General features: G+C 49.3%; 34 protein-coding genes. 9 read left to right on the top strand and 25 right to left on the bottom strand.

What is annotated here, in order from left to right:
* Positions 1-10 precede the first annotated feature (10 nt).
* The 13 genes from rplX to rpsJ form a co-directional block, all read right to left on the bottom strand.
* Complete coding sequence (gene rplX / locus K7B67_RS18370; protein WP_252177322.1) at positions 11-328, bottom strand: 50S ribosomal protein L24; 318 nt, start codon at positions 326-328, stop codon at positions 11-13.
* A gap of 11 nt (positions 329-339) precedes the next feature.
* Positions 340-708 (bottom strand): 50S ribosomal protein L14, encoded by a 369-nt coding sequence (rplN, locus tag K7B67_RS18375; RefSeq protein ID WP_062268071.1) that lies wholly within the window; start codon positions 706-708, stop codon positions 340-342.
* 104 nt (positions 709-812) lie between these two features.
* Positions 813-1,076 carry a 30S ribosomal protein S17 gene (gene rpsQ / locus K7B67_RS18380; RefSeq protein ID WP_252177323.1) on the bottom strand — a complete coding sequence of 88 codons (264 nt, stop codon included), beginning with the start codon at positions 1,074-1,076 and terminating at the stop codon, positions 813-815.
* 2 nt (positions 1,077-1,078) lie between these two features.
* The gene (rpmC, locus tag K7B67_RS18385; protein ID WP_252177324.1) at positions 1,079-1,270 is read right to left on the bottom strand and encodes a 50S ribosomal protein L29; all 192 of its coding nucleotides are present in this window, start codon (positions 1,268-1,270) and stop codon (positions 1,079-1,081) included.
* On the bottom strand, positions 1,270-1,683 hold the full coding sequence (gene rplP, locus K7B67_RS18390) for a 50S ribosomal protein L16 (RefSeq protein ID WP_034841748.1): 414 nt from the start codon (positions 1,681-1,683) through the stop codon (positions 1,270-1,272). Before rplP ends, rpmC begins: the two co-directional genes overlap by 1 nt.
* Before the next feature lie 11 nt (positions 1,684-1,694).
* On the bottom strand, positions 1,695-2,396 hold the full coding sequence (gene rpsC, locus K7B67_RS18395; protein WP_252177325.1) for a 30S ribosomal protein S3: 702 nt from the start codon (positions 2,394-2,396) through the stop codon (positions 1,695-1,697).
* Between the two features lie 11 nt (positions 2,397-2,407).
* Positions 2,408-2,743: a 50S ribosomal protein L22 gene (gene rplV / locus K7B67_RS18400; protein ID WP_252177326.1), complete on the bottom strand. Its 336-nt coding sequence runs from the start codon at positions 2,741-2,743 to the stop codon at positions 2,408-2,410.
* A gap of 11 nt (positions 2,744-2,754) precedes the next feature.
* Complete coding sequence (gene rpsS, locus K7B67_RS18405) at positions 2,755-3,033, bottom strand: 30S ribosomal protein S19 (protein ID WP_252177327.1); 279 nt, start codon at positions 3,031-3,033, stop codon at positions 2,755-2,757.
* A gap of 21 nt (positions 3,034-3,054) precedes the next feature.
* Positions 3,055-3,882, bottom strand: a complete 828-nt coding sequence (gene rplB, locus K7B67_RS18410; protein WP_252177328.1) for a 50S ribosomal protein L2 — start codon at positions 3,880-3,882, stop codon at positions 3,055-3,057.
* An 11-nt stretch (positions 3,883-3,893) separates the two neighbouring features.
* Positions 3,894-4,190, bottom strand: coding sequence for a 50S ribosomal protein L23 (gene rplW, locus K7B67_RS18415; RefSeq protein ID WP_252177329.1), 297 nt, complete (start codon positions 4,188-4,190; stop codon positions 3,894-3,896).
* Positions 4,187-4,789: a 50S ribosomal protein L4 gene (gene rplD / locus K7B67_RS18420; protein WP_252177330.1), complete on the bottom strand. Its 603-nt coding sequence runs from the start codon at positions 4,787-4,789 to the stop codon at positions 4,187-4,189. The genes rplW and rplD overlap by 4 nt, the downstream gene beginning before the upstream one ends.
* Positions 4,790-4,801: 12 nt before the next feature.
* Entirely contained in the window at positions 4,802-5,440 is a 639-nt protein-coding gene (rplC, locus tag K7B67_RS18425; RefSeq protein WP_252177331.1) for a 50S ribosomal protein L3, read from the bottom strand.
* A 101-nt stretch (positions 5,441-5,541) separates the two neighbouring features.
* Complete coding sequence (gene rpsJ / locus K7B67_RS18430) at positions 5,542-5,856, bottom strand: 30S ribosomal protein S10 (protein ID WP_034841731.1); 315 nt, start codon at positions 5,854-5,856, stop codon at positions 5,542-5,544.
* Positions 5,857-6,216: 360 nt separating this feature from the next.
* Between rpsJ and K7B67_RS18435 the strand changes: the two genes are divergently transcribed.
* Complete coding sequence (locus tag K7B67_RS18435; RefSeq protein ID WP_252177332.1) at positions 6,217-6,606, top strand: DUF2306 domain-containing protein; 390 nt, start codon at positions 6,217-6,219, stop codon at positions 6,604-6,606.
* A 109-nt stretch (positions 6,607-6,715) separates the two neighbouring features.
* On the opposite strand, the gene K7B67_RS18440 is transcribed toward K7B67_RS18435, so the two are convergent.
* The 6 genes from K7B67_RS18440 to rpsL all read right to left on the bottom strand — a co-directional run bounded on the left by K7B67_RS18440 (position 6,716) and on the right by rpsL (position 12,681).
* On the bottom strand, positions 6,716-7,249 hold the full coding sequence (locus K7B67_RS18440) for a hypothetical protein (RefSeq protein WP_252177333.1): 534 nt from the start codon (positions 7,247-7,249) through the stop codon (positions 6,716-6,718).
* A gap of 384 nt (positions 7,250-7,633) precedes the next feature.
* On the bottom strand, positions 7,634-7,924 hold the full coding sequence (locus K7B67_RS18445; RefSeq protein WP_252177334.1) for a helix-turn-helix transcriptional regulator: 291 nt from the start codon (positions 7,922-7,924) through the stop codon (positions 7,634-7,636).
* 358 nt (positions 7,925-8,282) lie between these two features.
* Entirely contained in the window at positions 8,283-9,476 is a 1,194-nt protein-coding gene (tuf, locus tag K7B67_RS18450; RefSeq protein WP_252177335.1) for an elongation factor Tu, read from the bottom strand.
* A gap of 101 nt (positions 9,477-9,577) precedes the next feature.
* Positions 9,578-11,680 carry an elongation factor G gene (gene fusA, locus K7B67_RS18455; protein WP_252177336.1) on the bottom strand — a complete coding sequence of 701 codons (2,103 nt, stop codon included), beginning with the start codon at positions 11,678-11,680 and terminating at the stop codon, positions 9,578-9,580.
* Positions 11,681-11,698: 18 nt separating this feature from the next.
* A complete protein-coding gene (gene rpsG, locus K7B67_RS18460) occupies positions 11,699-12,169 on the bottom strand; it encodes a 30S ribosomal protein S7 (protein ID WP_252177337.1) in 471 nt (156 codons plus the stop codon).
* Positions 12,170-12,306: 137 nt separating this feature from the next.
* Complete coding sequence (gene rpsL, locus K7B67_RS18465) at positions 12,307-12,681, bottom strand: 30S ribosomal protein S12 (protein ID WP_034841716.1); 375 nt, start codon at positions 12,679-12,681, stop codon at positions 12,307-12,309.
* Between the two features lie 309 nt (positions 12,682-12,990).
* Here rpsL and glpX point away from each other — a divergent pair, with 309 nt between their 5' ends.
* From glpX to K7B67_RS18480, 3 genes are read left to right on the top strand one after another with little or no spacing between them, the layout of a single operon-like run.
* Positions 12,991-14,001, top strand: coding sequence for a class II fructose-bisphosphatase (gene glpX, locus K7B67_RS18470; protein WP_252177338.1), 1,011 nt, complete (start codon positions 12,991-12,993; stop codon positions 13,999-14,001).
* Complete coding sequence (locus tag K7B67_RS18475; protein WP_252177339.1) at positions 13,998-14,261, top strand: YihD family protein; 264 nt, start codon at positions 13,998-14,000, stop codon at positions 14,259-14,261. The genes glpX and K7B67_RS18475 overlap by 4 nt, the downstream gene beginning before the upstream one ends.
* 60 nt (positions 14,262-14,321) lie before the next feature.
* Complete coding sequence (locus K7B67_RS18480) at positions 14,322-14,693, top strand: hypothetical protein (protein WP_252177340.1); 372 nt, start codon at positions 14,322-14,324, stop codon at positions 14,691-14,693.
* Positions 14,694-14,722: 29 nt separating this feature from the next.
* Here K7B67_RS18480 and K7B67_RS18485 read toward each other — a convergent pair whose 3' ends face one another.
* A complete protein-coding gene (locus K7B67_RS18485) occupies positions 14,723-15,319 on the bottom strand; it encodes a hypothetical protein (protein WP_252177341.1) in 597 nt (198 codons plus the stop codon).
* Between the two features lie 203 nt (positions 15,320-15,522).
* Between K7B67_RS18485 and K7B67_RS18490 the strand changes: the two genes are divergently transcribed.
* Positions 15,523-15,879: a NirD/YgiW/YdeI family stress tolerance protein gene (locus K7B67_RS18490; RefSeq protein ID WP_252177342.1), complete on the top strand. Its 357-nt coding sequence runs from the start codon at positions 15,523-15,525 to the stop codon at positions 15,877-15,879.
* A 36-nt stretch (positions 15,880-15,915) separates the two neighbouring features.
* Here the strand turns inward: K7B67_RS18490 and K7B67_RS18495 are convergent, their stop codons facing one another.
* Both K7B67_RS18495 and K7B67_RS18500 read right to left on the bottom strand, forming a co-directional pair.
* Complete coding sequence (locus K7B67_RS18495) at positions 15,916-17,094, bottom strand: transposase (RefSeq protein WP_252177343.1); 1,179 nt, start codon at positions 17,092-17,094, stop codon at positions 15,916-15,918.
* Between the two features lie 345 nt (positions 17,095-17,439).
* Positions 17,440-17,625: a hypothetical protein gene (locus tag K7B67_RS18500; protein WP_252177344.1), complete on the bottom strand. Its 186-nt coding sequence runs from the start codon at positions 17,623-17,625 to the stop codon at positions 17,440-17,442.
* Between the two features lie 221 nt (positions 17,626-17,846).
* On the opposite strand from K7B67_RS18500, the gene K7B67_RS18505 reads away from it, so the two are divergent.
* A complete protein-coding gene (locus tag K7B67_RS18505) occupies positions 17,847-18,248 on the top strand; it encodes a helix-turn-helix domain-containing protein (protein ID WP_252177345.1) in 402 nt (133 codons plus the stop codon).
* A gap of 72 nt (positions 18,249-18,320) precedes the next feature.
* Here the strand turns inward: K7B67_RS18505 and nhaA are convergent, their stop codons facing one another.
* Positions 18,321-19,724 (bottom strand): Na+/H+ antiporter NhaA, encoded by a 1,404-nt coding sequence (gene nhaA, locus K7B67_RS18510; RefSeq protein WP_252177346.1) that lies wholly within the window; start codon positions 19,722-19,724, stop codon positions 18,321-18,323.
* A gap of 199 nt (positions 19,725-19,923) precedes the next feature.
* On the opposite strand from nhaA, the gene K7B67_RS18515 reads away from it, so the two are divergent.
* The 3 genes from K7B67_RS18515 to K7B67_RS18525 all read left to right on the top strand — a co-directional run bounded on the left by K7B67_RS18515 (position 19,924) and on the right by K7B67_RS18525 (position 23,650).
* Positions 19,924-21,327: an AAA family ATPase gene (locus K7B67_RS18515; protein ID WP_252177347.1), complete on the top strand. Its 1,404-nt coding sequence runs from the start codon at positions 19,924-19,926 to the stop codon at positions 21,325-21,327.
* Positions 21,324-22,016 (top strand): retron system putative HNH endonuclease, encoded by a 693-nt coding sequence (locus K7B67_RS18520; RefSeq protein ID WP_252177348.1) that lies wholly within the window; start codon positions 21,324-21,326, stop codon positions 22,014-22,016. The genes K7B67_RS18515 and K7B67_RS18520 overlap by 4 nt, the downstream gene beginning before the upstream one ends.
* A 266-nt stretch (positions 22,017-22,282) precedes the next feature.
* On the top strand, positions 22,283-23,650 hold the full coding sequence (locus K7B67_RS18525) for a Fic family protein (RefSeq protein ID WP_252177349.1): 1,368 nt from the start codon (positions 22,283-22,285) through the stop codon (positions 23,648-23,650).
* 12 nt (positions 23,651-23,662) lie between these two features.
* Here K7B67_RS18525 and K7B67_RS18530 read toward each other — a convergent pair whose 3' ends face one another.
* A complete protein-coding gene (locus tag K7B67_RS18530) occupies positions 23,663-24,964 on the bottom strand; it encodes a serpin family protein (protein ID WP_252177350.1) in 1,302 nt (433 codons plus the stop codon).
* A 176-nt stretch (positions 24,965-25,140) separates the two neighbouring features.
* On the bottom strand, positions 25,141-25,362 hold the full coding sequence (locus tag K7B67_RS18535; protein ID WP_252177351.1) for a UPF0175 family protein: 222 nt from the start codon (positions 25,360-25,362) through the stop codon (positions 25,141-25,143).
* Positions 25,363-25,455 lie beyond the last annotated feature (93 nt).

Here is a 25,455-nt window from a genome sequence, read left to right on the forward strand (position 1 = left end):
ATGCCACCCCTTACGCGTCAACCGGTTGACCGGTAGACTTGAACACGCGCTGTTTCTTGCCATCTTCAGAGATAGCAATGCCAACACGATCAGCCTTGTCGGTTTCTGTGTTCAGGATTGCAACGTTGGAAGCCTGAATAGGTGCTTCTTTCTCAACGATGCCACCAGGGGCGCCCAGCATTGGGTTAGGCTTCTGATGTTTCTTGATCATATTGATGCCAGAAACGATCAACTTGCCATCGGCACGAACGGTTTGCACTTTGCCGCGCTTACCTTTGTCCTTGCCAGCAATGACGATAACTTCGTCGTCACGACGGATCTTTTTCATTTCCTGCTCCCTTACAGTACTTCTGGTGCCAGGGAAATGATCTTCATAAACTGCTCACCACGCAGTTCACGAGTCACTGGCCCAAAGATACGGGTGCCGATTGGCTGATTGCTTGCGTTCAGCAGAACGGCAGCATTGCCATCGAAGCGGATTACGGAACCGTCTGGACGACGAACGCCTTTTTTGGTACGCACAACAACGGCGTTCATCACCTGGCCTTTTTTGACCTTACCGCGAGGAATCGCTTCCTTGACGGTCACTTTGATGATGTCGCCAATGTGGGCGTAGCGGCGATGGGACCCACCCAACACCTTGATACACTGTACTCGACGAGCGCCGGAGTTATCGGCTACTTCGAGTTGAGATTCTGTCTGGATCATGCTTATTCTCCAAGCCCAAACTGCAGACGGGTACCCGTCAGTCGTTGTACAACAGGCTGACCGCAAGGCCAGCCACCTCTACTCAGACCCGGGGCACCGTGGCCTTATATTTGAGTAGCACGCTCATCAATGGAAACCAGTTCAAATGTCTTGGACTTAGACACAGGACGTGTTTCCTTGATTGTGACAATGTCGCCCATACGGCAGTCATTGTTTTCGTCGTGAGCGTGCAACTTGGTGGACCGCTTAACGATCTTACCGTAGAGCGGATGTTTAACACGGCGCTCAATAAGAACAGTGACGGTCTTGTCCATCTTGTCACTCACAACCTTACCGGTCAGAGTACGGACTTTCTTGTCTTCAGCCATTGTTAAATACCTGCCTTCTCATTCAACGCCGTCTTAATACGGGCGATGTCGCGTCGGGTCTGCTTCAGCAGATGAGTCTGGCTCAGCTGGCCCGTCGCTTTCTGCATGCGGTAGTTAAACTGGTCCCGCAGCAGTGTGACCAGCTCTTCGTTGAGCTGTTCAACCGTTTTTTCACGCAATTCAGCAGCTTTCATCACATCACGCTCCGCTTAACGAAGGCCGTTTCCACTGGCAGCTTGGCGGCAGCCAGGGCAAATGCCTCGCGAGCCAGCTCTTCGGATACACCTTCCATTTCGTACAGGACACGACCCGGCTGGATCTGTGCTACCCAGTACTCAACACTACCCTTACCTTTACCCATACGAACCTCGAGAGGTTTTTTGGAGATCGGCTTGTCAGGGAAGACGCGAATCCAGATTTTACCACCACGCTTGATGTGACGGGTCATGGCACGACGAGCTGCTTCGATCTGACGAGCAGTTATGCGCCCACGGCCTGTTGCTTTCAATGCGTATTCACCGAAGCTAACAGTGGAGCCGCGGTGTGCCAGGCCGCGGTTGCGACCCTTTTGCTGCTTACGAAATTTCGTACGCTTTGGCTGTAACATTACCGCGCTCCTTACTTCTTAGCCTGTCTCTTCTTAGGACGTTTGGCTGGCTCTTTAGGCTGCTTTTCTGCTTCAGCTGCCATTCCGCCAATCACTTCGCCTTTGAAGATCCATACTTTAACGCCCAGGATACCGTAGGTAGTCAGAGCTTCATAAGTTGCGTAATCGATGTCTGCACGCAGGGTGTGCAGAGGTACGCGACCCTCACGGTACCATTCGGTACGGGCAATTTCAGCGCCGCCAAGACGACCACTGATTTGCACTTTGATGCCCTTCGCGCCCAGACGCATAGCATTCTGTACAGAACGCTTCATGGCACGACGGAACATAACACGACGCTCCAGCTGACCAGCGATGGACTGTGCAACCAGCATTGCGTCCAGTTCGGGCTTGCGAACTTCTTCAATGTTGATGTGAACAGGTACGCCCATCATCTTGGTAACAGCCTGACGCAGCTTCTCAACGTCTTCGCCTTTCTTACCGATCACAATGCCTGGACGGGCAGTGAAGATGGTAACGCGGGCGCTTTGAGCCGGACGCTGGATGTCGATGCGGCTTACGGAAGCATTTTTCAGCTTCTTCTGCAGGAAATCACGAACTTCCAGATCGGTAATCAGCTTGTCAGCGTATTGCTGACCTTCAGCAAACCATACAGATCTGTGGGGCTTTACGATGCCCAGTCGGATCCCATTTGGATGTACTTTCTGACCCATGTGATCGCTCCTTAGACCTCTGCAACCTTAACCGTGATATGGCAAGACCGCTTCAGAATGCGATCAGCACGGCCCTTGGCACGTGGACGAATGCGCTTCATGGTCATACCTTCGTCAACGAAGATAGCAGACACTTTCAGCTCATCAATATCCATGCCGTCGTTGTGCTCTGCGTTGGCAATCGCAGATTCCAACACTTTCTTGACCAGCTCTGCAGCCTTTTTAGGGCTGAATGCCAGCAGGTCCAGGGCTTCACCAACAGCTTTGCCTCGGATCTGGTCAGCAACCAGGCGCGCTTTCTGGGCAGAAATGCGAGCGCCTTTATGTATAGCAGCTACTTCTTTCATTTCTTACCCTCTTAGCGCTTCTTGGCCTTCTTATCTGCAGCATGACCGCGGTAGGTGCGGGTAGCAGCAAATTCACCCAGCTTGAGGCCTACCATGTCTTCGCTGACGAAAACAGGCACATGCTGGCGACCGTTATGAACGGCGATGGTCAGACCTACCATGTTTGGCAGGATCATTGAGCGGCGTGACCAGGTCTTGATCGGACGCTTGTTGCCGCTTTCAACCGCATCTTCGACTTTCTTCAGCAGGTGAAGGTCGATAAATGGGCCTTTTTTCAAAGAACGTGGCACTGTCGTATCCTCTCTCTAGGCTTACTTCGCGCTGCGACGACGTACGATCATTTTATCCGTACGCTTGTTGGAACGAGTCTTACGACCCTTGGTCGGAACACCCCATGGTGTCACTGGGTGACGACCACCGGAAGTACGACCTTCACCACCACCGTGTGGGTGATCAACCGGGTTCATGGCAACACCACGAACGGTTGGACGCACGCCTCTCCAACGCTTGGCACCGGCCTTACCCAGGGAGCGCAGGTTGTGCTCGCTGTTAGAGGCTTCGCCCAGAGTTGCACGACAGTCAGCCAGAACTTTACGCATTTCACCGGAACGCAGACGCAGGGTTACGTAAGCACCATCACGGGCTACGACCTGAGCAGAAGTACCGGCACTGCGCATCATCTGCGCACCTTTACCTGGCTTGAGCTCAACACAGTGAACTACAGAACCCTGCGGAATATTACGCAGAGGCAGTGTGTTGCCTGGCTTGATAGGAGCATCAACACCAGAGTACAGCTCGTCACCGGCTTTTACACCCTTAGGTGCGATAATGTAACGACGCTCACCGTCCATGTACTTCAGCAGGGCGATGTGAGCGGTACGATTCGGATCGTATTCCAGACGCTCAACGATAGCTGGGATGCCATCCTTGTTGCGACGGAAGTCTACGATACGGTAGTGCTGTTTGTGACCACCACCACGATGACGGGTAGTGATACGACCAGCGTTGTTACGACCACCAGACTTGCTTTTCTTTTCCACCAGAGGCGCGTGAGGGCGACCCTTGTGGAGGTCAGGGTTTACTACCTTGACGACAAAGCGACGACCCGGAGAAGTCGGCTTGCACTTGATTACGGCCATCCTGTAACTCCTTATTCCGCGTCGGCAAAGTCAATCTCTTGACCCTGCGCCAGACTGACGTACGCTTTTTTCCAGTCTGAGCGTTTGCCCATACCGAAACGGGTACGTTTGGTCTTACCTTTAACAACGGCTGTACGAACAGATTCAACGTTGACGTCGAACAGTTGCTCTACCGCTTTTTTGATTTCAGGCTTGGTTGCGTCCTTGACTACCTTGAAGACGTACTGGCCATGCTCTTCAGCCACCACTGTCGCCTTCTCGGAAATGTGTGGACCAAGCAGAACTTTATAAATACGTTCCTGGTTCATCCCAGCATCTCCTCGAATTTCTTGATGGCTGCAACAGTCATCACGACTTTCTCATGAGCGATCAGGCTGACAGGGTCAACGCCTTGTACGTCACGTGTGTCCACATGGGGAATGTTGCGGGTCGCCAGATACAGGTTCTGATCGACTTCATCAGAAACAATCAGACCGCGCTCAACATTCAGCTCTTTCAGCCTGGCTACCATCAGTTTGGTCTTTGGTGTTTCAGCACCGAGGCTTTCAACTACCACCAGACGTTCCTGACGAACCAGCTCAGACAAGATAGAACGCAGAGCACCACGATACATTTTCTTGTTCAGCTTTTGAGCATGATCCTGTGGTTTGGCAGCAAACGATTTGCCGCCCCCGCGCCACAGTGGGCTACGGATGGTACCAGCGCGTGCACGACCAGTACCTTTTTGACGCCAGGGCTTGCGTCCACCGCCGCTTACTTCGCTGCGGGTTTTCTGAGCACGGGTACCTTGACGGGCACCGGCCATGAAAGCAACTACAGTCTGGTGTACCAGGCTTTCGTTGAATTCAGTACCGAAGGTCACGTCAGAGACTTGAACCGTACCAGCACCTGTTACATTCAATTCCATCGTCTAATCCCCTCAGGCGCGCGCTTTAACCGCAGCTTTAACGATAACGTCAGCACCGGTAGCACCCGGTACCGCACCCTTTACCAGCAGCAGGTTACGTTCAGCGTCAACGCGAACGATTTCCAGGGACTGAACAGTCACTTTCTCAGCACCCATATGTCCAGCCATCTTCTTACCCTTGAAGACACGACCCGGGGTCTGACACTGACCGATGGAACCAGGAGCACGGTGAGACAGAGAGTTACCGTGTGTAGCGTCCTGCATATGGAAGTTCCAACGCTTTACGCCACCCTGGAAGCCCTTACCTTTGGACTGACCAGTTACGTCTACTTTCTGACCCTGCTCGAACAGGTCAACTCCGATCAACTGACCCAGCTCGTAAGAAGCAGAATCGTCAACACGGAACTCCCAAAGACCACGACCGGCTTCTACCTTTGCTTTCGCAAAGTGGCCAGCCTCTGGCTTGCGAACACGGCTGCTTTTTTTAGCACCAGTAGTCACCTGAACTGCGTTGTAACCGTCAACATCCAGGCTTTTAACCTGAGTGATGCGGTTAGGATCAACCTCAATCACAGTGACTGGTACAGAAGCACCGTCTTCTGTGAAGATACGGGTCATACCGCACTTCTTACCGACTAATCCAATAGTCATTTCAACCTCTCTCGTGTACGGGGCTTTCACCCACTATGGCCGCTCATTCCAGAGCGTTACACAAAAGTTTTGTGCACACTGAATGGCTGCCCGTGCCGCTATTAACCGAGACTGATTTGCACTTCAACGCCAGCTGCCAGGTCCAGCTTCATCAGTGCGTCAACGGTCTTTTCGGTGGGCTCGATAATGTCGAGAAGACGCTTATGGGTACGGATCTCATACTGGTCACGCGCGTCTTTGTTGACGTGCGGAGAGATCAGAACTGTAAAACGTTCTTTTCGGGTTGGCAGAGGGATTGGACCACGCACCTGAGCACCAGTACGCTTCGCAGTATCAACGATTTCCTGCGTGGACTGGTCAATCAGACGATGATCAAAAGCCTTCAAACGAATGCGAATCTGCTGAGCTTGACTCATCTTGTTGTAACCATCTATCAATAAAGAACTAAGTCCGGTGAACAATGCCACCAGGACAAAAGGACGCGGAATTCTACTAAGCACAAAACTTAAAGTCAACACAAGCGCCGGATGTAAAATATTTACGACACTTGTTTCAGCCACCGCACGCGTAGTGAGGGCGGTATGATACAGCAATAAAGCCAGTAATGTGATAAGGAAAACTGCTAAGGAGTGTTGAGCAGATTGCCCGTTTAGCCTTTGTAATCAGGTTAAAAAATGTACGACAGTTCTAACTAAAACAAAAGACGTAAAATCATAGACCATAGTAATAACATCAAAATAAAGTAGAGTGACGCCAATGGATCTGATGGAAAAAACATGGATGCCTTACTGAATGAACCACAACCCATTCCAGTCCACGCTATTGCAGCAATAATTGCAATTATTATTGGTACTGTTCAGCTTTATATGAAAAAAGGAGGGAGCACCCACAAAACCCTTGGCCGTATTTGGGTTGGACTGATGCTACTGGTTTCCTTTTCATCCTTTTTTATCCACAAAATCGAATTATGGGGGCGCTATAGTCCTATCCACCTTTTAAGCCTCTGGACAATTTTTTCTGCTGGTCTTGCTATTTACTATGTGCGAGCTGGTAATATCGAACGTCATAAGCAGATAATGATCGCTTTATATGGCCTCGCCCTTATCCTTACAGGACTTTTCACCCTGCTACCAGGAAGGATAATGAACCAAGTGCTGTTTGGATGACACTGCTAGCCTGAGAGCCTGACCGAGAATAACTACCATACTCGACACACAAAAAAATCACTGCGGTGGTCGCAGTGATTTTTTGCTTATGGTTTAGATCGCGTCAGGTTTATGCCTTTGATGTTGGAGCCGCTCCCTCATAATAAGACACAATCCTGTCAGCAAGCTTTGACCGCTCAAAGCCATTGTCATTCGTTGCCGCCAGAATCGCATTGTAAGTCTTTGCCATCAAGTAGGGGGTATAGTAGGCCGTCACGCCTAATCCCATGAAAGACCCAACAGTAGCACCAGCAACGGCACCAGCAAGAAAGCCTTGCGCTCCCGCTATCGATCCAATCATCGCACCAACGGAACCCGCAGCCAAAGCCCCAACGGAAATGCCAGTCGGTATAACGTAGAACGCTGATGCAACGCCCATTGCGATCGCTGACAATGTGGCAAGGGCACGACTGGCCTTCCGGGCTTTCAGTGGCCGAGACTCATAACTGTTGTACTCTTGAGGTATATGGGAGCCTTCGTTGGAGTATTCAGCGATGGCCACTCCTTTACCAGAAAGACTTGCTCCACCTTGTTCTGAAGGAGCGAATTGAGATGATGGAAATTGGCCCACTGCAGCAGTTTCAGGCAATCCTTGATGAATCATATTACACCTCCATGTGTGTAGATTTATTTGTGGTTTTTCTGCGATAGTTCCTTCGTCGATGAACTTAGTACCGAATAATATTGATCGATATCAATCTACTCAATTACATAAAAGTTAGCTTTACTAACATTTGACAGGTGCAATATGGAATCAGGCTGAAACTCAGGCGCACGATACAAAAACCCCCGGACAAGTCCGGGGTTTTTATAGGGTGATCTAAATTACCAGCGATTCAATATCACTCGATGATCTTGGCAATAACACCAGCACCTACAGTACGGCCACCTTCACGGATAGCGAGAGGCAGTCGCATGGTAATCACCTGGGAGGCTCGTGAAACAGAGTCGGGAGGCACTCTCCACCTTGCAGGCAAGACAGGGAGTGTCACGCGGGAGAAAAAGTGATGCTGAGCTTGTGTCCGGTAGCTTCCGCATATTTTTTCAGCATGCCCAGGCTGGGGAGCGTTTTGCTGTTGGCACTTTCAAGTCGGCAGATACTGGTTTTCTGTATACCTATTGCCCGGGCAATGTCTTCCTGGGTCATTCCAGCTTCCTGCCGCATTCGAATCAGTTCACGGCGGAGTGCAAAGAACTCTGCTTTTTCTTCCATCGCAGCTTGAACATCTTCACGCTCAAGCGCCTTCTTGCGAAATGCCTTATAACTTAAGTTTGCCATGCTGCACCTCCTTCATTCGCTTATATCCAAGATCTAAGTCTTTTTTAGATGTTTTTTGAGTTTTTTTCTGAAATACATGCAAAATAACAACATGGTTCCTTTCACACTGCAAAAAAGACCCCTGCCTATTCCTTCAGATCCATTAGCCCTTAGTTCATATAACCCACGCCCCATTGGTTTGGTATGAGGTTCACCAAGGTTTGGACCGTGGACTTCAACCTGATCAAGAAGATCAATGAAATTTCGTTGAGATGGTTGTCATCCATCCACCAGGGAAGCCAGCGGCTTGAAGGCACAAAAAAACCCCGGAGAAATCCGGGGTTTTTATAGGGTGGTCTAGATTACCAGCGACTCAATATCACTCGATGATCTTAGCAACAACACCAGCACCTACAGTACGACCACCTTCACGGATAGCGAAGCGCAGGCCGTCTTCCATCGCTACTGGAGCGATCAGGGTAGCTACGAAGTTGATGTTGTCACCAGGCATTACCATTTCAACGCCTTCTGGCAGTTCTACAGCACCGGTCACGTCAGTGGTACGGAAGTAGAACTGAGGACGGTAGCCCTTGAAGAATGGAGTATGACGACCACCTTCGTCCTTGGACAGAATGTAAACTTCTGCTTCGAACTTGGTGTGAGGAGTCACGGTTCCTGGCTTGATCAGGCACTGACCACGCTCAACGTCTTCACGCTTGGTACCACGCAGCAGGGCACCAATGTTCTCACCTGCACGACCTTCGTCCAGCAGTTTACGGAACATCTCAACACCGGTAACAGTGGTCTTGGTAGTCTCTTTGATACCAATGATTTCCACTTCTTCACCAACGGTGATGATACCACGCTCAACACGACCGGTTACTACGGTACCACGACCAGCGATGGAGAATACATCCTCGATAGGCATCAGGAACGGCTGATCGATAGCACGCTCTGGCTCAGGGATGTACTCATCCAGGGTTTCAACCAGCTTCTTAACAGCGGAAGTACCCATTTCGTTGTCGTCTTTACCTTCCAGAGCCATCAGGGCAGAACCGGTGATGATTGGAGTGTCGTCACCTGGGAACTCGTAAGTATCCAGCAGTTCACGAACTTCCATTTCAACCAGTTCCAGCAGCTCTTCGTCGTCTACCATGTCAGCTTTGTTCAGGAATACCACGATGTACGGTACGCCAACCTGACGAGACAGCAGGATGTGCTCACGAGTCTGAGGCATGGGGCCGTCAGCAGCGGAACATACCAGGATAGCGCCGTCCATCTGGGCAGCACCGGTGATCATGTTCTTAACGTAGTCGGCGTGTCCTGGGCAGTCTACGTGCGCGTAGTGACGGCTCGGGGAGTCGTACTCTACGTGAGCAGTAGAGATGGTAATACCACGCTCACGCTCTTCAGGAGCGTTATCGATCTGGGAGAAGTCTTTCGCTTCACCGCCCCATACTTCTGCACATACGCGAGTCAGTGCAGCAGTCAGAGTAGTCTTACCGTGGTCAACGTGACCGATGGTGCCGACGTTTACGTGCGGCTTCGAACGTTCAAATTTTTCCTTAGCCATTTCTCTTGACCCTTAGATAGATATCAATGGTTCGGGGTAGTGATTCTCGACGCAGCATTCTAACAGCCCTTTACGCCTGTTAGAACACCGCAGCTGCACTATTAACCCTGATTTTTAATGACCGCTTCAGCAATGCTGGCGGGAGCTTCGGCATACTCGCTGAATTCCATCGAGTATGTTGCACGCCCCTGAGTTGCTGAACGCAGATCTGTGGCGTAGCCGAACATTTCACCCAGTGGCACCTGAGCGTTAATAACCTTACCGGAAGGTGTATCTTCCATGCCCTGAACGATACCGCGACGACGGTTCAGGTCACCCATAACGTCACCCATGTAGTCTTCTGGTGTGACCACCTCAACTTTCATCATGGGCTCCATCAGAACGGGGCTGGCCTGTGGCGCGTATTTCTTCAGGCATTGAGAAGCAGCGATTTTAAACGCCATTTCGTTGGAGTCAACATCGTGGTAAGAACCATCATACAGACGAGCTTTCAGACCCAGCAGAGGGTAGCCGGCGATAACACCGTTCTGCATTTGTTCTTCCAGACCCTTCTGAACAGCCGGGATGTATTCCTTGGGAATAACACCACCAACAATCTCGTTGACGAACTGAAGACCTTCTTCACCGTCTTCAGCCGGAGAGAATTCGATCACAACGTGACCGTACTGACCGCGACCACCAGACTGCTTGGCAAACTTGTGGTTAGCGTCAACGGTTGCCTTCAGCTTCTCACGGTAAGCGACCTGAGGCTTACCAATGTTCGCTTCAACCTTGAACTCGCGACGCATACGGTCAACGATGATGTCCAGGTGCAGCTCACCCATACCGGAGATAATGGTCTGGCCACTTTCTTCGTCGGTGTGAACACGGAAAGAAGGATCTTCCTGAGCCAGCTTACCCAGCGCGATACCCATTTTCTCCTGGTCAGCCTTGGTTTTCGGCTCAACCGCAACAGAGATAACAGGCTCGGGGAATTCCATACGCTCCAGGGTAATCACGCTGTTCATGGCGCACAGGGTGTCACCGGTGGTCACGTCTTTCATACCGATCAGAGCAACGATATCACCCGCCAGACACTCTTTGAGCTCTTCACGGTTGTTAGAGTGCATCTGAACCATACGACCCACACGCTCACGCTTGCCCTTAACAGGGTTGTAAACGGTGTCGCCGGAATTCAGGGTACCGGAGTAGCTACGAACGAAGGTCAGGGTGCCCACGAATGGGTCGGTAGCAATTTTGAACGCCAGTGCAGAAAACGGAGCATTGTCGTCTGCTTCACGGGTTTCAACCGTGTCTTTACCGTCGTCCAGGATACCTTCGATGGCCTTAACTTCTTTCGGAGAAGGCATGTATTCGATAACCGCATCCAGAACGGCCTGTACGCCTTTGTTCTTGAATGCAGAACCGCCGAATACCGGAATAATTTCGTTAGCCAGGGTGCGAGCACGGATACCGGCCTTGATTTCTTCCTCGGAGAGTTCACCTTCTTCCAGGTACTTCTCCATCAGCTCTTCAGTCGCCTCGGCAGCGGCTTCGACCATGTACTCGTGCATTTCTGCACAAACATCAGCCATCTCAGCAGGAATGTCTTCGTAAGCGAAGGTCATGCCCTGGTCCGCTTCGTTCCAGATGATCGCCTTCATCTTAACCAGATCGACAACACCCTTGAACTCGTCTTCAGAGCCAATGGTCATCTGCATGGGAACGGCATTGGCGTTCAGACGGTCACGCAGCTGGTCCACCACCATCTGGTAGTTAGCACCGGTACGGTCCATCTTGTTGACGAAGACCATACGAGGTACTTCATATTTGTCAGCCTGACGCCATACGGTTTCAGTCTGTGGCTGAACACCGGAGGAACCACACAGAACAACAACAGCGCCGTCCAGCACCCGCAGGGAACGCTCAACTTCAATGGTGAAGTCAACGTGTCCGGGGGTGTCGATGATGTTGACACGATGCTCATCAAACTGAGCATCCATACCACGCCAGAAGCAGGTAGTAGCCGCAGAAGTGATGGTAATACCACGCTCCTGCTCCTGCTCCATCCAGTCCATGGTGGCTGCACCGTCGTGCACCTCACCAATTTTGTGGCTCAGACCGGTGTAGAACAGTACACGCTCAGTGGTCGTTGTCTTACCCGCGTCAACATGGGCACAAATACCAATATTGCGATAGCGGTCAATAGGGGTTTTACGGGCCACGACTCAATCCTCTGATACTTAGAAACGGTAGTGAGAGAACGCTTTGTTAGCTTCAGCCATGCGATGCACGTCTTCACGCTTCTTGACAGCAGCACCCTTGTTCTCGGCAGCATCCATCAGCTCGCCGGCCAGGCGCAGATCCATGGATTTTTCACCACGCTTACGCGCAGCATCTACCAGCCAGCGCATCGCCAGGGCGGTACGACGGCTTGGACGAACTTCTACGGGTACCTGGTAGGTAGCACCACCAACACGGCGGGATTTTACTTCTACCACAGGAGCGATGGACTCGAGCGCTTTTTCAAACTGCTCCAGAGGGTCCTTGCTGGTACGCTCCTGAACTTTGTCCAGTGCGCCATAGACGATTTTCTCGGCAACAGATTTCTTACCGGAAACCATCACATGGTTAATGAATTTTGCCAGCGTCTTGTTATGAAACTTTGGATCTGGCAGTACTTCGCGCTTGGCGACTACGCGTCTTCTTGGCATTGATAAGCCCTCTTTTCGGCCTTCAGGTAGCTCAGGAAAAAACTCCTGACCTTACTCTTATCAACCTACTGTTTAAATGCTTGCTCTACTGAGCGTTCTCAAGTCTAGTCTCTAGACACTAGTTTCAAGCTACTAGTTCAAGACTTAGGCTTTTTAGTACCGTATTTGGAACGGCCCTGCTTACGGTCGTTAACACCCTGGGTATCCAGGCTACCGCGAACGGTGTGGTAACGAACACCTGGCAAGTCTTTTACCCGACCGCCACGGATCAGAACAACACTGTGCTCTTGCAGGTTGTGACCTTCACCACCGATGTAGGAAGTCACTTCGAAGCCATTGGTCAAACGCACACGACATACTTTACGCAGCGCAGAGTTTGGCTTCTTGGGGGTAGTGGTGTAAACACGGGTGCATACACCGCGACGCTGTGGGCAGGCCTGCAGCGCAGGAACGTCGGTCTTTTTGACCTTACGCTTACGAGGCTTGCGAACCAGCTGGTTAATTGTTGCCATTGGCGAACTCCAGTCGTTTCTAAGTGAGTAAGAATCCACTGCGTCAGAGGAATGCACAGAAGATTCTTTGCTTCAGCAGCAAAAGCCGGCGCGAAAACCGGCATCTACCCGCCCCTTGCAAATAGAGCTCGGGGCAATATAAAGCGGCGAAATTTTACGGAATGCAGGAAATGGCGTCAAGACTGTGGATAACGCAATTCAGACAAAAGGGCAGTTCACGAGCGGTCAAATCTTGCCTTTTATGATTCACTGCGGGCCACCAACTTGTGCTAAAGTCCCGCCCATACCCTAGATCAGCTCAGGATTATCATGAAACGCGAACTGGCGATTGAATTCTCACGTGTGACCGAAGCGGCCGCCCTGGCTGGCTATAAATGGCTTGGCAGAGGCGACAAGAATGCCGCGGACGGCGCAGCGGTTGAAGCCATGAGAGCCATGCTCAACAAGGTTGAGATGGATGGCGAGATTGTTATTGGCGAAGGCGAAATCGACGAAGCGCCCATGCTCTTCATCGGAGAAAAAGTGGGCAAAGGCCAGGGCGAGAGCATTGATATTGCGGTTGACCCGATAGAAGGTACCCGCATGACCGCCATGGGACAGAATAATGCCGTGGCCGTTCTGGCTGCCGGAGAAAAAGGTTCGTTCCTGAAAGCCCCCGACATGTATATGGAAAAGCTGGTTGTCGGTCCCGGTGCAAAAAACGCCATCGACCTGAACCTGGGCCTTAAAGAAAACATCCATAATGTTGCCAAAGCGCTGCACAAGCCCATTGAAAACCTGACCGTGATCACGCTGGCCAAACCTCGTCACGACAGTGCCATTGAGATGATGCAAAAAATGGGCGTGAAAGTGTTTGCCATTCCCGATGGTGACGTAGCCGCTTCGATTCTGACCTGTATGCCCGACAGCGAAGTCGACATGATGTACTGCATCGGCGGAGCCCCTGAAGGCGTGGTATCAGCGGCGGTCATTCGGGCACTGGGTGGCGATATGCAGGGCCGCCTGATGACCCGCGATGAAGCCAAGGGCAATACCCCTGAAAACAAGGCTGCTGGCGATATTGAGCGCAGCCGCTGTGAAGAAATGGGCATTGAACCCGGCACCCTGCTGCGTCTGGATGATATGGCCAGCTCTGATAATGTGGTGTTCTCGGCCACGGGTATTACCAAGGGCGATCTGCTGGAAGGTATTTCCCGCAAGGGCAATATTGCCGAAACGGAGACACTGGTGATTCGGGGTAAATCCCGTACGATCCGCCGCATCAAGTCTATCCACTATCTGGATCGTAAAGACGACGACATTAAAGGCACCATCTTATGAGCTGTCATAAAATCAACGAACTGTTTGAACTCCTGGGCCCTGAGTGGAATAAGGAAGCCCATTTGAATCTGGTGGAAATCCTGCAAAAGCTGGCTGATGAAGCGGGACATCAGGGCGGCCTTGCCACGCTGAGCGACGACACTCTGATTTATCACCTTAAAATGAAGGGTGAAGCAAAAGACGCCATGATTCCCGGCATTGCCAAGGATGTCGTTCCTGATTTTAAAGAGGCGATGCTCAGGGCCCGAGGCATCAAGTAAGCGTTGCACTGAGCGGTTGTGAGAGGTAGCGTTGAAACATCAACTCAAAGGATTGAGCCCATGTTACCAACACTGCCTCGCCTCCTTGCGATGCTTTTATCCTATCTGCTCATGCAACCAACCTGGGCGTCGGAACCCGAACTCTGGTATCAAAAGGTCTGGTGCGAAGGCAGAGGCGGAGAAGTGGAAGCCAGACTGGACGACGGTAGACGTGTTGATTGCATCACTGAAAGCCATGCCATTGAAATGGATTTCGCCAACAAATGGCACGAAGCCATCGGCCAGTCTCTTGACTATGGGATGCTGACCAAAAAACAGGCGGGGATTGTGTTGATTCTGAGAAAACCGTCGGACTATCAATACTGGGAACGCTTGCAGCAGTTTCTGGAGCACTATCAACTTCCGATCACTACCTGGAAACTAGGGCCCTGAAACCGCAGTGTTTTCTTTAATAAAAAAGTTTAAAAATTTCTTGCAACATAATTATCAACAACCTTGGCAGCCTTTCCAATAGGCACCACGGTAGCTGCACCGAAAGCCCCGGCAGTCCCTACAGTAGCACTGGTAGCAAAACCAGCAGCAACACCGGTGGCAATACCGGAAGCAACATTAACAACCCTTTCACCCCCCTTGGCAGCCCAGACGACCGAGATAACAAACGCAGCCCAGGCTCTGGCGATAGGTACGGCAGGCCCCACGACACCAGTAGACCCGAAAGCAGCCCCGAAAGCAGCGGCCCCGACAGCGTAACCGACAGCAACCGGAGTAGCAACGGAGGGAGCAAGCGTCGAAATAGCCCGGCAAAAGCATCTAATCGTCTTTTTCGAAATAGTCACCATGCGCTCCCGCAATGGGATTCTTTTTATCTCTGCTATGTCATTATCAGTAAATGATTTTGCACATAGAAGGCAGGCTTTTTGGTTAGTGGCTTCCATCCATTCCCGCTTGCATTTTCTGCCAAAAGCATGTCCGCATGATAGAGTTAAGCTATCATTACACTTTTCTGTATCACGACATGCTGCGCATTTATACTCTTCAACAGGGTATCTAATTTCCATATCAAAGCGCTCCCATTATATTTTTGCTCATGACTGCTTTAGATATTTGTTTTTTGTTTTAGTTCCCTGTGAATACTTGGCAAAATTTCTTTAATGAAAAAAGTTTAATGCTTCACTCATCTTCCGGTTACCCACTCCGGGTTATTCTATGCCCATCTTTTAAAGACACACTTAAAACGAAAGACAAACCGGAGACTTAAACCATGAAAAAGACACTGACTGCCATCCTCGCTGCTTCAACCATCGCACTGACTGCTGGTAACGCATTTGCTGAGTACACAGGTCCTAGCAGCACACCGACGATCAACGATGTTGCTTCCATCATCGAAAATCCAACGGATGACACCCGGGTAGAACTGACCGGCTACCTGACCAACAAAATCGACAATGAGACCTACACCTTCTCAGACGGCAAAGACAGCATTCAGGTTGAGATTGATGCTAAAGAAATGCCTAAAGTAGCAATCAATGAAAAGACCAAGGTTAAAATCTTTGGTGAAGTTGAAGGTGGTGCTTTTGAAACCACCGAAATTGAAGTTGAAAGAATGTCTGTGATGTGACTGCTCCCCGCCCTAACGGTCGAGGCTTCTGATTTCTCAGGCAGCGACCGGCAATGTGCCGGATTTACGCTTGCCTCCATCAGCAGAGACGGACAGCCCTTCCGCCTTTAATTTCAAAATGCCTTGCTGCTTGATATTTCGAGCAGCGTTTATATCCCGATCAATGCCAGTCATCCCACAGTTAGGGCAGTCCCAGCGACGGATATTCAGCGGCATTTCCTCTTGCTTGTGACCGCAGCAAGAACAGGTTTTAGAGGAAGCAAACCACTGGTCGATTTTCACCAGATGTTTACCTTCCTGCTTTGCCTTGTATTCGAGCTTAGTTATGAGGGAATGCCAGCCTGCATCAGCAATGGATCGGGCAAGACAATGGTTCTTGAGCATGTTTTTTATTTTCAGCGTTTCCACAATCACCGCTTGGTTTTCGTCAATGAGCTGTCTGGAAAGTTTGTGCTGAAAATCATTACGGGCGAAGACTACACGCTCATGCGCCTTCGCTACGTGTAATCGGGCTTTGGCTCTGCCTTTAGAGCCTTTCTTGCATCGGGATAGCTTTTTCTGCTTTCGCTTTAAGTTCCGTTGGGCGTTTTTTATGAATCGGGGATTTCCGGTTTTTACTCCGTCACTGGTAATCGCAATGTCAGTCAGGCCAACATCAACACCCACTATGTCATCGCTTTTCAGGTTCGTTATTGACTTCGGCTCAGATTTGCCATTTTCAACCAATATCGAGGCATAAAACTTACCTGTTGGCGTTTTGGTGATAGTAATAGACTTTATTTTACCGACGATCTCCCTATGAATCCTTGCCTTGATAGGCTTGCACTTGGGAATCTTTACCCAGTTTTCACCCACAGAAACAGACGTGCAGTGGTAGCTGCTCTGCTTTCCATGCTTCGACTTGAAACGAGGAAATCGTGCGTCCAGTTTCTCATTAAAAAAGTTCTTAAATGCCTTGTCCAGATTGATAACGGACTGCTGCAAAGAAATCGAATCAGCTTCTGCCAACCATGAGTATTTGCGGCTTTTCTTGGCGTTGACCAGCAATGGTTTCAAATCTTTTTTAGGGCGAAGGTTTTGCTCGCGCACTTTGTAGTAATGAGTTTTGATAGCCAACGCCTTATTCCACACCAAGCGCACAGCACCAAACTGGAAGTTTAAAAAATCCTCCTGTTCTGGTGTTGGGTAGATGCGTACTTTAGTGGCTTTAAGCATATGGATATTTTACCTGAAAGTTTTTCAGGAGTCCTTACGGACTCCCGCCTTATATCCCCGCCCGATTGGGCGAGGGTTTACGACGATTTTGCTAAACAGGTTCTTGTTTTGAAAAAGGGTTGCCGGGGTTTCTTTGGCAGCCCTTAATCCAATCCCCTCCAGTAGCCAACCTCTCAGCAAGCAGTTATTTTTTAGTGCGGAAATAACACGCGTTTGCAGCTTTCTCACAAGCCACTATGCTTTGCCCGAACTAATGTTTCTTGTTCTCATGCTTGATCCAAAGGATCACAGGTATGGCAATAATGACCACAAAAACAGTCATTAGTAGATACATATCGCCAGGTGTCATAACTTTTCTCCTGTTACCAAACCAGCATAAATAAAGAAAACAACCAGTGCGGCACCGAATAGTTCTATTTCCCAGAACAGGTCACTTTCTGATACCACAGGACCCAGCATACACAAAGCCAGCGGCACCTTGACCAGATCAAACCACATCTTAGACAAACTATCACGCTGATTTTTATTCATTGATTTCACCTTTCATTTCTTGAAAGGACAGCATAGACCATGGAACTGTGCGCCTACCTGTCGCGCATACGCTGGCACATGAAGGGCTGTCCTGATGTTGTTATTTTGGTGCGAAAAAAACACCGGTTTGTACCTTTCTCACAAGCCACTATGCTTTGCTCGAACCAATCCAATGGAAGAATTGAGGAGTACGGGTTATCCACTTCTACAAGAACAAATCAATGCCTCTTTTCCTGCTCACGGTTTACGGGAAAAGCCAACAGGAAAACCTGTCGAAGGCAGACCGTAATGCCATGAAACAATTGGTCTCTCTGTTAGAAATGAGGATGGAAAAAATGAAAAGCGTAGCGAAAAGCATTATCCAGGGCCTTGAAGAGGCCTTAGCCTACACAAAAGGTGAGAATACAGGGGCAATAGTCCATGAGGTGACCCCTCTGGACATCAAAGGCATTCGCCAGCAACTAGACATGACTCAGGAAGAGTTTGCCCAGGCCGTCGGTGTAAAACTGCCCACCCTTCGCCACTGGGAACGGGGCGACCGCAAACCGAACGGCCCTGCTCGTGTATTGTTGAACTTGCTCGCCAGAGAACCCAAACAGATTGTCGCCATGCTGGGAGCCTGATCGAGAATTGTCTCGTTCCCACGCAGGGGCCTACAGAACCTAAAAGCATGGGAACGGACAAAGAATCCGGCTTTAAGCCTGCCCGGGATCGCTCCCTTCTACAACCTTGGGCGAAGCCTTAGTCAAACAGATAAAGCCTGCAATACCCGCTATCAAAGAGGCCACCAGAACCCCTGCTTTGGCCAGCACCAGATCATTGGGACTGCCAGCAAAGGCCAGTTCTGATATAAAGATCGACATGGTGAAGCCAATACCGCCCAGGAAACCAACGCCGATAATATGCAGGAAGTTACAGCCATGAGGCAGCTCACCCCATCCCAGCTTCCAGCCTGCCCAGGTAGCCCCTGCAATACCAATCAGCTTGCCTAACACCAGACCCAGCGTGACACCCAGCGTGATATTGTTGAAGATCTCGGTATCCCCGGAGAAGACATTGAAGGGAATACCGGCGTTAGCCAGGGCAAAAATGGGAATGACGATATAGGTAACGGGCAGGTGCAGGCCGGTTTCGATTCTCTGCAATGGCGCCTCTGCCAGACGGGTACCATTTCCCAGGGCACGAACGTAAGCACGCATTCTTTCATTACGCAGAACATCCTCACCGGGGCGGTAACTGCCATCAAACCGCCGGATCAGATTTTTTATCTGGTCGCTGAATGCCACAGGATCGTATTTGGGTTTTGCCGGTATCGCAAAGGCGGTAATAACACCGGCCAGTGTCGCATGAATACCGGCCTCGTATAACTGCAGCCAGAGGCCGGCACCGACCAACAAATAAGGCAGTGGATTACGAATACCAGAAGCATTCAGAACCCATAAAAATACAGTAAATCCAGCAGCCCATAGCAAAGCGATCTGATTGATTTCGTTGGTGTAGAAAACGGCAATGATCGCAATCGCTCCCAGGTCATCGACAATGGCTAAAGCCACCAAGAAGGTAATCAGACTCTTGGGAACACGACCACCCAGAAGCGCACAGGTACCGACAGCAAAGGCAATATCCGTCGCCATCGGAATGCCCCAGCCGTCTGCCGCGCCCCCCGTCGGGTTGATGCTGGCATAGATCAGCGCAGGCACCACCATACCACCTATGGCAGCCATGATCGGCAATACCGCATGTTTAAGGTCGGAAAGCTCACCGACAAGGAATTCACGTTTGAGTTCAAGACCCACATGGAAAAAGAAAAAAGCCATCAGGCCATCATTAACCCAATGGTGAATAGACATCTTCAGACCGCCGTCACCGATGGAAATGCCGGCATAGGTTTTCAGAATATGCTCATAAACAGGGTAAAACTGACTGTTGGCCACCACCAGTGCGATGACAGCACAGATCATCAACAGGACACCGCTGGTCGTCTGCCGATGGATAAATTCTTCAAAAGGCGTGAGGATACGGTCAAACGCCTCTTCCCAGCGAGCGTTATAAACCTTGCCTTTTCGACCAATAAACTTTTTGAAATTGTTTCCCGCCACAGCGACTCCTTGAGAGTGTCAAGCTTGACATCGTAGACTACATCATGCGGTTGTTGATGTCTTGTGAATGTTCGGTGAGTCTTTTGGTTGTTCGGGGTAAACACAACCTCTTTACTACAGAGCCAGATTTTGCTGTAAATAGCGTTAACTATGATTTGAAAGATTTACTATCCCGGTCCATGCTACCGGAGCAGAGGCTATGAAGTTAGAACGTATCAAACTGATCAATTTTCGTTGCTACCAAGAACTAGATGTAAACCTGCATCCACAGGTAACTATGCTGGTTGCAGAAAACGGGCAGGGTAAAACAACATTGCTGGATGCGATACGTATTGCTCTATGGCCCTATGTAAGCAGCTTTGATCTGGCAAAAACAGCTTATGCAGACCCAGCGAATACCATAACAATTGATGACGTTATGCTCTCAAAGGCAGATGAAACCGGGATGCATAGAAACCTCCCCAGTGTTGTAGAAGTGACGGGGAGTTACGGTAGGGGCAAAGCAAAATGGTTGCGCCTTCGGGACAGCGAAGCAAGACGCTCTCAGACCAAAGATGACCCTGGTACAAAGCAGCTGAAACGAGATGGTAAAGAGCTTCAGGAACTGATCCGAAGCTCAAACCATAATCAGAACCTGCCAGTTTTTGGATACTACGGCACAGGACGCCTTTGGAATGAGAAGAGACTAACCGCTAGCAAGGCAGAAAAAAACAAAACCAAAAGAGAGCAAACCGATGAGCAGATCAACACCTTTGCCTATCGTGACTGCCTGGACCCTGCATCCAGCTATAAACAGTTTGAAGACTGGTACTCATCCAAATTTTTGAAAATGCTGGAATCGCAAATCGAAAAAATTCAGGCTGGGGCAACGAATGTTGATGCAGAAGAACATCTGCAAAACCCTATTGAAGTCATTCAGCGTGCAACCAATGAAGTCCTTAAAGAAACCGGTTGGCACAATGTTGCATACAGTCAACAACACGACAAATCTCTGGTACTGCGCCACAAAGACAAAGGCATTCTTAAGGTCGATCAACTCAGTGACGGTATCAAGAACATGCTGGCAATGGTGGCAGACATTGCTTACAGGTGTAGCCATCTGAACTCACATTTTGGTAAGGACGCAGCAAAGCTCAGCAAAGGTATCGTATTGATCGATGAAGTTGATATGCACCTGCACCCGAAATGGCAGCAAACAGTGATTGAAGGGCTAACCCGTGCCTTCCCAAACATTCAGTTCATTGTTACCACTCACAGTCCACAGGTATTGAGTACTGTCGCTAAAGAGAGTATTCGAATCATCAGCGAAGGCAAAGTCGTTCAACCGGCTATCAATACTCGTGGTGAAGAAAGCAAAATAATCCTTGAAGACCTGATGCATGTGCCTTCACGCCCGAAAGATGCCATGTCAGAAAAGTTGAAAACCTACCTTGAGCGCATCAACCGGGGCGATATTAACAGCGAAGCTATTCAGGTACAGCGCAAAGAGCTCGAAGCGCATTATGGCCCTAACCACAGCCAGCTACGCCTTGCGAATATGGCAATCAATCGCTGGAAATCGGTCAATGCTGCCAAACAACAACAGAGCAAGGGGGAAGGGTGAAGCAGTTAACTCATCCTCTGGCGGTTCCAAGACAGCTTCAAAGACGACAGCAACAAGCCGTTGATGACCCTCGCACAGCCTGGCAACGATTTCGGGGCAAGGCGGAAATTTACGATGCATTGCTACCTGCTCAAAGGCATCTCTGTGCGTACTGCGAAGTAGAGTTGGATAACCGGGAAGAAGCTCTTGGCTATCACATCGAGCATATAGAATCGAAGTCGGGCAACCCGCTACTGACCTTTGAGTTTCATAATCTCATGCTCTCTTGCTTCAAAACAGGCAACGAAGCCGAACAAAGTAATGAAGACCTCAACCCAGTCAGCTGTGGACATTCTGAACTCAAGCGCAATAACCAGTATGATGCTTCATTATTCATCAAACCGACTGAGCAGGATTGTCAGAGGTACTTTTTCTATGAGCTTGATGGTCGGGTAGTACCCCATCCAGACCTGAACGAAACAGAAGCAGCCCGTGCAGATCATACCATTGAGGTACTCAATCTGAATTGCCTGCGCTTGCAGCGTGATCGTGGCGATATGATCAGGGAGGGTTTGGAAATCATCAGTGATCTTGCTGATGACGACTGTGCCCTGAAGTGCTTTCTTCATCTTGAGCTCAATGAAATAGCGACCAACAAGCTGTTTGCCTTTCATACGACAAGATGCCAGTTTTTCCAGGATTTAGCGTAAACTGCATTTGTGGTGGGCGCGTCGGCCTCTGGCTGCGGCTCTGGCAGTGATCTTTGCCCAGATGGTGAATGATCCCGGTTTTGAGATTGGTGGTGGTTTAGCACGTTTTGCTCTATCCACTTCCCACATCCAGAGTCATAATTGCAGTCCAAACCCAGTTTGTCCTTTAAGCGCCTCAGAATGTCCTTTATTTGTCCTTTATTTGTCCTTTATTTGTCCTATAATTGTCCCAATATGGTTTTAAGAGACACTTCTAAGGGACAGTGATGGCATTAAATAATGACCAGCAGCTTAATGAAATCATTAAAATTATTGAGCTAAATTCAAGCGGGCTAGCCCGGGGAGAGATCTCAGATCTACTTGCTTTTTCTATAAATAACAAGACATTACAGAGGCGTCTGAACAGCCTTTGCGCTGACGGAGTTATTGTCAAAGAAGGAAACAGAAGAGCAACAAAATACTACCCGACTCACCTTTCTGAAACCGATGACAAGGGACAAATTAAGGACAAATCGAGCCTGATTTTCAGTCCGGATAGCCAGAATGTCCTTTATTTACTGGAAAAACCGCTCCATGCCCGCGCGAAAGTGTCCTATAACAGGGAGTTTATCGAAAATTATGTCCCTAACGAAACACGTTATGTCCCTTATGACATTCGCAGACAACTGCTTCTGGAAGGTAAACGCTTTGATCAACAGTTAGCCGCTGGCACCTACGCCCGTCAGATATCTCAAAGACTTCTGATCGATCTGTCTTATAACTCAAGTCGACTTGAGGGAAACACCTACTCCAGACTTGACACTCAGAAGCTGATAGAAAAAGGCATTATGGCAGATGGAAAAATTGATGAAGAAACCACGATGATTATGAATCACAAAGAAGCGATTCTGTTTCTCATAGAAAATGCAGAACTGATCAAACTCGACTGTTTTACCCTGTTCAACCTGCACAACCTCCTATCCCAGGACTTACTGGCAAATCCACAGAGCTGCGGTAACATCCGAACCGTTACGGTCGAGATAGGAAAATCAAGTTACCTACCTTTGGAAAACCCCCATATCCTGAGAGAAATGTTGGAACTGATACTGGTCAAAGCCAATAAAATAGAAGACCCATTCGAACAGAGCTTCTTTCTTCTGGTACACCTTTCGTACTTGCAGGCATTTGAAGATGTCAATAAACGAACCTCTCGCCTGACTTGCAATATCCCTTTTATCAAACAGAATTTATGTCCTTTAAGCTTTACCGATGTTCCCCGCGATGACTATATTCCGGCACTGCTGGCAATTTATGAGTTAAATGACGTCAACCCTATGCTGGATCTATTTGCCTGGGCTTATCTTCGCTCCTGCAATCAATACGACGTTGTCAAAGAGTCCCTGGGAGGGATCGATGCCTTCCGAATCCAGCACCGACAATTGAGAAAACAGGTCATGGGGCAGGTTATCCGTGATAATTTACACCGTGAAGAGGCGGCTCAACTTATCGAACAATTCTGCCTGAACAATGCCATTAGAGAGGTTGAAAAATTTACGGCTATGACAATGACCGACCTCGATAATCTCCATGCCGGAGCCATTATTGGCCTTGGAATATCAGAAAGCCAATTCTATACCTGGCAGGCAGGAAAATAGCGCACCGTTGATTTAATGGCCACCCGATCCTGAAGCACCTGCCCCTGAGCTCCGGGGATCAAGTACCTGTCCAATGAAGGGGATTCTTCCTGTTTCTTTATTGCGCAATATATAAATAAATGGTCGTGTAAAATCAACAGGCTTCGGACCACCCGTTGACGTAAGAAAACCGACGTTTGTTACAGCTGCGGCCTCGGTTCCTTGTTCATCAACTTCTATGACGCTGTGTTGATTAAACACATCAATAAAAAGAGGTACTGGATTGGAAAGCATCGACCCTAAGCTGAGTGCGCCTGTAAAAAGAGGCTGTAAAGTTGTTTGGGCTAATACGTTTATCAAGTTCGTGTCCGAATCAACGCTAAAAGTCGGGACTCCAATAGGCGCTGTTGGGCTGAATACAGGTAGCTCCTCGGACCCTAACGATGAAAACAGTGCCATTATTATTTCTGGCGATACCTCGTGGGGCATTATCCCTTGGGGGGGTAGAATCAGAATCATTTCATGATCTCCCTGGTAGGGGACGCTAACTGCAATCCAACCATTGTATTCAGCCTGTTGGGAACCATTAATTACTCCATCCATAAACCCGTCTAAAACAACTTTTTGATTATCGGGTAAAGTAAATACGCCTCCTCCAATTCGTTTCCTGAAAGGCTTTTCCCAGAGTCCTTTGAAGTAAACAGAATTTATAAGTGCCATGACTGTACCGGAATGCCAATCGTCGTCCTTGCAAAACTCTCGAACCAATCCATGGGTTAATTGGCAAAATAGATGATTGAGTTCCTTGGCAAGGCTTTGTAATGATGCACGGTCGGAGAAGTTGACGTTATCGCGAATATCGGCGTTTATTTGTTCAAGCCTCTGTTTATAGGTTTCCTGAAGAGTATGCATATTGGAGAGAAGCAGACAATTGGCAATACAGTATTGGTCTTGTCCACAGGCTGTCGCGCCTGGTGCTGTGGCACCGGTTGGCTCAGAATAATCCTCTCTCAGACACTTTTGAAGCAATTCCCGGGTTTCATCAGTAGCCCCCATCAGTAACAGTGACAGTGTCTGAAAAAGCCCATCAGGGGACAGGACAAAATTTTCAGGAGTTGCCTGTGCGGCACGCCTGAATATATCTATGGCAAGGCTCAGAGTCCCCTGTGATTCATCTGCCTGCGCACAGGGATTTAAACTGCACTCTCGACCGCATTTTGTACAGTTCACTGCCCGAAGTTGTGAGGGTACGAATAGGAAACAGAGCAGACAGAATAACACTACAACGAACCTGTACTGCCTACCCATATCAAAAGCCTTAACTGGTGAAGCCATGTGTGCACCTTGCTGTCTTAATCTTTGGCTTTGTCTCGGAATATCCTCCCTATCTTATGAACCGCTATCCTGCAGAATGGTCAGCCGAATCTCCAATCAGGAACTCAATATAGAATGGTTTGCAGGTTAGCGCCTGAAAAAACTAAATGTTGGGTTTTAAGTGTGTCCAGACATAACTATGAACTCAGAGAGTCCAAGTCGCGGTTAAGTTCATCAGGATCATAATCAACAACATCAATACCCATACTTCCCAGCACCTGTATGAATTCCGTGAGTGGTTTGTTGGCAATACGTGCTGCTTTTGCCAGAGTGATCAATCGGTTCTGGAACAGGTGGATAGCCAGATTGAGATCAATCTCCTGCTCCAAGAGCTTCTTAGTGGAAGGAATGCTAACCATGAAAGAAATCCTCTTTGCGTGCAGTCATTTTGTGTCTACAAAAGATAGCGCAAAGGTGAAAAAGTAAAAAAGGCCACCCGAAGGCAGCCTTTC

Origin of the sequence: Endozoicomonas sp. 4G (assembly GCF_023822025.1) — a bacterium.
GTDB lineage: Bacteria > Pseudomonadota > Gammaproteobacteria > Pseudomonadales > Endozoicomonadaceae > Endozoicomonas_A.